This is a genomic window from Candidatus Dadabacteria bacterium, assembly GCA_026706695.1.
In the GTDB taxonomy this organism is placed as follows: domain Bacteria; phylum Desulfobacterota_D; class UBA1144; order Nemesobacterales; family Nemesobacteraceae; genus Nemesobacter.
Window position 1 is genome coordinate 1 of record JAPOYE010000044.1, and the last position, 7,751, is coordinate 7,751.

The window sequence follows — 7,751 nt, forward strand, 5'->3', positions numbered from 1 at the left end:
CGGTTTACCACGATAAAACCGGGTTTCCTGAAGATGTGTTTGATACGACGCAGGAGCTAAAGGAATTGTTCAAGGAAGATAAAAAAACCAGTCTGCGCGTCGAAAAGGAAACTTGATAAGTTTTTTCCCAAAACCCGGCCATAGCAGCATACGGTGGATGCGTCTGCTACTTCAGTTTTTCGGGCAACATGGACAGTTGCATAACCATAAGAACGTTTGTGATAAAAGACGGCAAAATCTACATACAGGCGGGGGCCGGCATAGTGGCAGATTCGGATCCCGAAACCGAGTACCAGGAAACGGTTAACAAGGTAAAAGCCTTGGTGAAATCGGTTGAGCTCGCGGAGGACGGACTCTGATGACCGAGAGCAAAAGGAAAATGATTCTGATGATTGATAATTACGATTCCTTTACCTACAACTTGGTCCACTACCTGGGGGAACTCGGTCAGCAGATCGAGGTGAGAAGAAACGACAGTCTTGATTTCGGTTTCGTGGATGATCTTGACCCCGACATAATCGTAATCTCTCCCGGGCCCTGCACTCCCAAAGAGGCTGGGATTTCGGTCGACATAATAAAAAGGTATGTCGGGGAAAAACCCATTCTCGGTGTCTGCTTGGGTCACCAAGCGGTGGGCTATGCGTACGGGGCGAACATAGTCCGGGCAGAGAGGCTTCTGCACGGAAAAACTTCCCCGATCCTCCACGACGGAAAAACCATCTATAAGGATCTTCCGAATCCCTTTGAAGCTACGAGATACCATTCACTTCTGGTGGAAGAGGCATCCCTTCCGTCCGACTTCGAAATTTCCGCTTGGACCAAGGAGGGTGAAATCATGGGGATAAGGCACAGGGAACTTCCCGTTGAGGGCGTTCAGTTTCACCCCGAGTCCATCCTTACGGAGTGCGGGAAGGATCTTCTAAGAAACTTTATCGACTGCTATGGGTAAAGCCGATACGGCTTTCCCGTTTTTTTTCCTGCTTGAGAAGCCCTTTCGACTTATTAACATATTTAGAGCATAGGACAGCATTTTGACCAGCTTTTTCCCCAAATGCGGTCCCGAACCGAAAAAGCGGTTTACGGTCTGTTTTTACTTGCCCACATTTCAGCGTGAGCGCAAAGTTCCGAAGGAGTTAAGTCTGTTAAGCCATGTCTGAGTTGGTTAAACAAAGAGAAGTTTTAAGAGAGCAGGATTCGAGTCCGTTTCGCAGGAGGTCAGATGGGCCTTCTGGTTGAAGCTTTCATTTTTCTGCTGGCAACGATTGTCGTTGTTCCTGTCTGCCGTAAGTTCGGATTGAGCAGCGTGCTTGGGTATCTGCTTGTTGGATTGCTGATCGGTCCAGGCGTGTTCGGGCTTGTGGGCAATGCAACGGAAGTTCTGCACTTCGCTGAGTTCGGAATCGTTTTGTTGATGTTTCTCATCGGTCTCGAACTTCGTCCGCATCGTCTCTGGACCATGCGGAGATTTCTCTTCGGGCTGGGTATAACCCAGATCCTTATCACTTCAGTCGTGATTGCGGTGTTCTGCTTCATGTTGCTGGGGATGGGAACGCCTGCGTCAATGCTGATCGGGTTCTCTCTTGCTCTTTCAAGCACGGCATTTGTCGTGCAGTGGCTCGGGGAGCACAAGGAATTCAACAGGCCCCATGGACGTGCGGCTTTCGGCACGCTGCTTATGCAGGATGTTGCCGTTATCCCCGCAATAGCCTTAATAGGCATCTTGTCTTCTAAGCCCGGGGATTCGGTGTCGTTGAACTTGCTGCTTCTTGTCGCTGTTGTGGGTGGATTCGTGGTTGCTCGGTTTACGCTTCGCCCCGCCCTGCGTTTTGTTGCCTCCACGGGAATCCATGAACTTTTCACGGCCGCCGCGCTTACGCTTGTGACAGGTGCCGCCTTGGCGATGCACAGCATCGGTTTTTCAATGGGGCTCGGGGCTTTCGTGGCGGGCGTTATGGTTGCCGATTCTGAGTATCGCCACCAGCTTGAAGCGGACGTAATGCCCTTTAAGGGGCTGCTTGTGGGTCTTTTCTTCATTGCGGTCGGCATGTCGGCCAACTTGGGTTTGTTGATCAGCAAGCCGCTTTTGATCGTCGGGCTGACTGCGGTTCTCATGGTCGTAAAATCGCTCGTTATATACCCGCTTGCCAGATTGCAGGGTCTTAAGCACGATGAAGCGGTACGGACGGGACTTGTGCTTTCCCAGGGCGGGGAGTTTGCCTTTATCCTGTTTACCATAGGCATTTCGGCGCAGCTTGTAGATCAATTCGTTGTCGATATTGCCGTTTTGGTGGTGACGTTGTCGATGGCGGCAACACCTTTTCTTGTTGGACTCGGTTCCCGGTTCGGTGCCGAAAAGGACAGCGCACCTGAGCCGTTAGAGGAAACCCATGGATCGCAAAATTCCGTTATCATCGTAGGTTTTGGTCCGTTCGGCCAGACCGTAGCCCGAATACTGACCATACTTGAAATTCCATTCACGGTGATTGAACTCGATCCCAAGAGGGTTGACTTCGTTCGTCAGTTTGCAAGCGAAACATACTATGGCAACGCATCGAGCCTGCGGGTTCTGCTATCCGCTCATATTGACCGAGCTCCTGCGATCGTCGTGGCGATTGACGATGTCGAATCGTCTATGAAAATAGTCAGCCAGGTATCTAACTCTTTTCCGAACCTTAAAATCATGGCGCGTGCTAGGAATCGTTTTCACGAAATAAAGCTCCGCGAGCTTGGAGTGACCTCCGTGATTCGCGAGACTCTGCTTTCAAGCCTTGCTCTTTCAACCCAACTGCTTGAGCATCTGGGGTTACCCCAGTCCGATGCGGCGGAGATAATTCAAGCTTTTCGGGAACACGATGCCCAAGCTCTGGATAATCAGATGGCGGTTTACCACGATAAAACCGGGTTTCCTGAAGATGTGTTTGATACGACGCAGGAACTAAAGGAATTGTTCAAGGAAGATAAAAAAACCAGTCTGCGCGTCGAAAAGAAAACTTGATTAGTTTTTTACAAACTTGGGTGTTAGGCACCTACCGGAGTTTGCATATGTTGCTTCAGTTTTTCGGGCAACATGGACAGCTGCATAATCATAAGAGCGTTAGTTATAAAAGACGGTAAAATCTACATATAGGCAGGAGCCGGTATAGTGGCAGATTCGAATCCAGAAACCGAGTACCAAGAAACGGTTAACAAGGTAAAGGCCTTGGTGAAGTTGGTTGAACTTGCGGAGAACGGACTCTGATGACCGGGAGCAAAAAAGGGGATAATTTTGAGTTCTTGGATGATCTTGCCTCTGACATAATCGTGATCCCCCCTCCCCGGCCCTTGCATCCTCAAAGAAGCTGGCTTTCGGTCGACATAATAAAAAGGTACGTCGGGGAAAAACCCATTCTCGGTGTTAATCTATACTTTCATCACATAGTTTTTGAGAATAGCCAGGATGCAAGTTTCCAAGGTGTTGTGGGCAAACATCCTGTTACGAGCGCTAAGGGCACAATAGAGTTCGTGACCTCACCGGAAGTGACAATTCTTGAGTTTTCAGCCCGGTCTTGTATCCTAATCGCTTCAACTTCTTGTATATATTTGAGGAAGATATCAATGGCTTCTAAGTTGCCCTATATGGTGTCAGTAGGATTGATTCCGAAGATACTAGAAAAAGTTCAAAATGCAAAGCGCCCTGAAAGGTTTACTCAAGATTTTCTGGAGACGAAACTCGGACACAGTGGGGGTAGTGCACGACCTATTATTCCGTTACTAAAACGTATGGGGCTTCTCGGTGCAGACGGAGTTCCAACGGTTCTATACGACCAATTTCGTAATCCTGAGACCCAAGGCTTCGCCGTTGCCAAAGGGATAAAGAATGCATTTACCGAACTTTTTGACCGGAATGAATATGTCTACGAATTGTCTCGTGAAAAGTTGACAGGACAGGTAATCGAGATCACAGGTGGAACAAAGGAAGACAGTCGCACCAGAGCCATTGTTGGCACCTTTTTGGCGCTGAAAGAGTTAGCGGACTTCGAGGCGGAGGATCCCCAAAATCTAGTCTCTGAACAAAAATCGGAAGCAACTTCTTTGGCACAGCCTTCGAGTGACGCTGAAAATGTATCTCCGATTACCGATAAAGACAACATTGAGTTGAGAGTAGGATACACGATCAATCTCAACCTCCCAGAGACCAAAGATCCCGAGGTCTTCAATGCTATTTTCAGAGCTCTTAGGGAGAATCTATTGAAAAACTGATGCGCGCAGAAGAAGCAATCAAATTATTTGGGTTAAACAACCTAACTATCGAGTCGGATATTCGACAGATAGAAAGGGAGTATGATATTGATCTTGGCCACAAGAAAGACCAAGAACAAAGCATAGATCAGACTTATTACCCTCAGTTCACTGAACGGCTTCGAACCGAGGCATCTCGTATGTCAACGAATTATGCAATCTTTTACTGTCTTGAGAATAGTATACGAGAAGTGATTGTCCAGCGTCTTGAGGAAGAGCACGGTACCAACTGGTGGAGTACTGCTGTACCGGAAATCGTTCGTAAGAACGCTGAGCGAAACCGAAAGAAAGAACTATCATCGGGAGTCACCCCCCGATCAGTAGAGCTAATAGATTTCACAACCTTTGGGGAGCTAGGCGAAATCATTAAGGCTAATTGGGACATCTTCGGTGATATGTTTTGCGATGTTCAGGCAGTCGAAAGGGTCCTAGCGACGCTTAATACATTGCGTGCGCCGATAGCACACTGCAAAGCACTCGCGGAGGACGAAGAATTGCGACTACATCTAAGTCTACGCGACTGGTTCCGGCAGATGGAATAATATATTGGACATCCGGTTCTATACATTCCCAGCACGCAAACTCCAGCGAATTTTATTCTCTAGGCTATTGCCGCATTTGAGTACCATACAGATGAAATAGATACAGCCCACCTGAAAGAAGATTTGTTGAGTAATCAGGTTTCTGGTTCCGGAGATTTTCTCTAGAGTAGTCATTTACGGAGAAGCGATCCATCAATCCCGTAGCACGGGTGAATTTGTTTCGTCTTTATAGGTTATGTGACGTGCTTGAACTCTTCGAAGCAAAGATAAATCGGCGAGAACTGAGCAGATAAACACTCTGCCTAAGCCATTTGCTTTTTTCAGGTAGACTAGGGCGGTCAGAATAAGCAAGAGCTTGAAACCGTCAAAGGCGGTGATTTATATTCTGAGACTAAAATACGCAAGAGGAGAAAAATGAAACTGCCTTTACGTCCGAGAGACGAAAAATACATAGGGAAAGGGACTCTTCCAAACGGCCCCTTAGACGATACCGACAAGTGGCTTCCGATAACCAGATACCTTGAAGCTGGGGCTGAGTCATACCCAGAAAAAACGATGTTCAGCCTCGGGGATTCAGACGGCAACGTGGCTGAAAGCTACAGTTACGGGGAAACCAACGCCTGGGCGAACAGGGTGGCAAACGGTCTTGTCGGGGAGTTCGGAATAAAAAAAGGGGACAAGGTCGGCATGTACATGCTCAACTGTTCAGAGTACGTCATATCGATTATTGCCGCGCACAAATCAGGCGCCGTTCAGGTCCCGATAAACAAGGATGAAAAAGGCGATAGGCTGGCTTACGTAATAAACTACTCCGAGATGCGGGTGCTCGTGGTCGACACCCAGAGCCTTCCCTACATAACTGAAATAGCGGACAAGCTCGAGAATCTCGAGGCGGTTTTTCTTGTCTCGGAGGATGCTCCGGCGGATATAGGGGGCATAAGAGCACTTCCTTTTTCCACTTTTGATCAATACTCATTCGAAAACCCGGGAGTCGACGTGACTATTGCCGACAAGGAAAGGTGCATGTTCACTTCCGGCACCACGGGTATGCCCAAAGGTGTTATCCGCGATCACGGAGGGGTGATCATGACGGTTCGCTCCTTCATACAGCAGCAAGGGCTAAGAAGCGAAGACGTCTTGATGACGGTTCTTTCCCTGGGACACGCAAACGCCCAGGTGATGTGCCTTTTCGTCTCGATAGCGGTTGGAGGTTCAGCCGTTTTCTTCCCGAGGTTCTCCGCCTCCAATTTCTGGAAGTGGGCGGCGGGCTGCGGTGCGACCGGGGCGAACATGCTGGGAGCGGTGCCAGAATACATATGGGCTTCTCCGCTGTCAGAGTGGGATTCAAAGCATGGGATAAGGATGATGCTCTCGGGGCCCGCGCCTAAAAAGCTTCGCGAGTTCGAGGAAAGGTTCAACACGAAGATAGTTGAGGGCTACGGATCTACTGAGATGGGGATGCCGCTCTGGAAGGACCCCGAGGATGAAAACCCTGGTTCATGCGGATTTCCCGTCGAGGGGTACCACCTTGAGATAAGAGATCCCCTGAACACAGACGAGATCATAGACAAACTATGGGACGTGGACAAGAACCCCGCTCCCGCCGAGGAGGAAAAAGGACTTCTTTTCATAAAGCCCCTAGTTCCGCACACTACCCTCGATGAATATTTCAAGGACGAGAGAAGAACGAAAAACGCTTTTGACGACCAGGGATTTTTCAATTCGGATGACCTGTTTGCTGCGGGAACCGACGGGAGATACTACTTCATGGGCCGCTACAGCAGGATACGCGTGTCGGGAGAGAACGTTGATCCTGTGGCAGTGGCCGATGTCTCCGAGGAACATCCTTCAGTTCGGGAGGGGGTGGCCGTAGGCATTAGACTGCCCGACATATCGGATGACGAGATCAAGCTCAACCTGATACTTAAGGAAGGGGCGGATTTCGATCCTGTGGAATTCTGCGAGTGGATGGCCGAGAAGGTGATGGTGGCCATGGTTCCAAGGTTCATTGAAGTCTACGAGGAATATCCTCTCACCTCAACCCAAAAAATCGCGGTTTCGGAACTAAAGAGCATATCCGGTTCCACATGGGACAGGCACGAAAGCGGGCTCAAGCTAAGGTCAAGAAAGTGAGCCTGAGATAAAGTAGAGAAACGCTACGTAAATTATAAGCAGAAGAGCGCCTTTCTTTTTTCCGATCCTGTTTTTACTAATCTGGGTTTTTCCGATTAGTAACACGAAAAGAACTGTAAGCAGCATAAAAAATGTGAATTCGGATGTGTATCCGAACATATCCCGGTTTACCTCCTCTATGGGTCGGATAACCGCAACGAGACCCAAATACCCGAGATTAAAGAAATTGCTCCCTATTATGTTGCCAACGACTATATTCTGCTCTTTTCTCCACGCGGCCACGAGCGAAGCGGCAAGTTCCGGAAGTGAAGTTCCGAAGGCAACTGCCACGACTCCTATGAAAAGTTCGCTTATCCCGAGCTGTTCGGCGATATCTATTGCGCTACTAACCAAAAGATGGGCGCTGACAGCCAGAAGCACTGAACCCGAGACTACGTAAAGAAGGAGCTTCCACCCGCCATCATCTGGTGATACGGAAGAAGCCTCGTTTTCTTCTGTGGATTTTCCGTAGGGGATAACCAAAAGGACGGCAAGTAGAAAAAACAACAGTATTCCTTCACCTCTTCTGAGAGAGAATTCCGTGAGGCTGAGGCCGAAAGCGGCAAAAGTCATAAGCCCCATAAAAACAAGCGGAAGCCACTGCTCTTTCCACGCTTCTCTGCCTATCGCTATTGGACTTATAAGAACCGTCAGGCCGAAAATAAGCCCGATGTTGGCGATATTGCTTCCGACCATGTTTCCAACTGCTATGTCACTTGAGCCCTCTATGACTGCCACCAAGGAAACCATGAATTCGGG

The 7,751-nt window shown here is 48.8% G+C and carries 6 protein-coding genes and 2 pseudogenes; 7 read left to right on the forward strand and 1 reads right to left on the reverse strand.

Features of this window, described 5'->3' with window-relative positions; all coding sequences use genetic code 11:
- Window positions 1-149 precede the first annotated feature (149 nt).
- The 7 genes and pseudogenes from OXG10_03065 to OXG10_03095 all read left to right on the forward strand — a co-directional run bounded on the left by OXG10_03065 (window position 150) and on the right by OXG10_03095 (window position 6,953).
- Window positions 150-359 (forward strand): annotated as a pseudogene (locus tag OXG10_03065) (chorismate-binding protein).
- 20 nt (window positions 360-379) lie between these two features.
- The gene (locus OXG10_03070) at window positions 380-949 is read left to right on the forward strand and encodes an aminodeoxychorismate/anthranilate synthase component II (protein ID MCY3826352.1); all 570 of its coding nucleotides are present in this window, start codon (window positions 380-382) and stop codon (window positions 947-949) included.
- A gap of 270 nt (window positions 950-1,219) precedes the next feature.
- Window positions 1,220-2,995, forward strand: coding sequence for a monovalent cation:proton antiporter-2 (CPA2) family protein (locus OXG10_03075; protein ID MCY3826353.1), 1,776 nt, complete (start codon window positions 1,220-1,222; stop codon window positions 2,993-2,995).
- A 57-nt stretch (window positions 2,996-3,052) separates the two neighbouring features.
- Window positions 3,053-3,238: pseudogene (locus tag OXG10_03080) on the forward strand (chorismate-binding protein).
- A complete protein-coding gene (locus tag OXG10_03085) occupies window positions 3,238-4,239 on the forward strand; it encodes a DUF5343 domain-containing protein (protein ID MCY3826354.1) in 1,002 nt (333 codons plus the stop codon). Before OXG10_03080 ends, OXG10_03085 begins: the two are co-directional and overlap by 1 nt.
- Complete coding sequence (locus tag OXG10_03090; protein MCY3826355.1) at window positions 4,239-4,820, forward strand: Swt1 family HEPN domain-containing protein; 582 nt, start codon at window positions 4,239-4,241, stop codon at window positions 4,818-4,820. Before OXG10_03085 ends, OXG10_03090 begins: the two co-directional genes overlap by 1 nt.
- A 414-nt stretch (window positions 4,821-5,234) precedes the next feature.
- A complete protein-coding gene (locus OXG10_03095) occupies window positions 5,235-6,953 on the forward strand; it encodes an AMP-binding protein (GenBank protein ID MCY3826356.1) in 1,719 nt (572 codons plus the stop codon).
- On the opposite strand, the gene OXG10_03100 is transcribed toward OXG10_03095, so the two are convergent.
- On the reverse strand, window positions 6,942-7,751 hold an 810-nt coding region (locus tag OXG10_03100; GenBank protein MCY3826357.1), incomplete at its 5' end, for a sodium:calcium antiporter. The two genes, OXG10_03095 and OXG10_03100, sit on opposite strands and share 12 nt — an antisense overlap.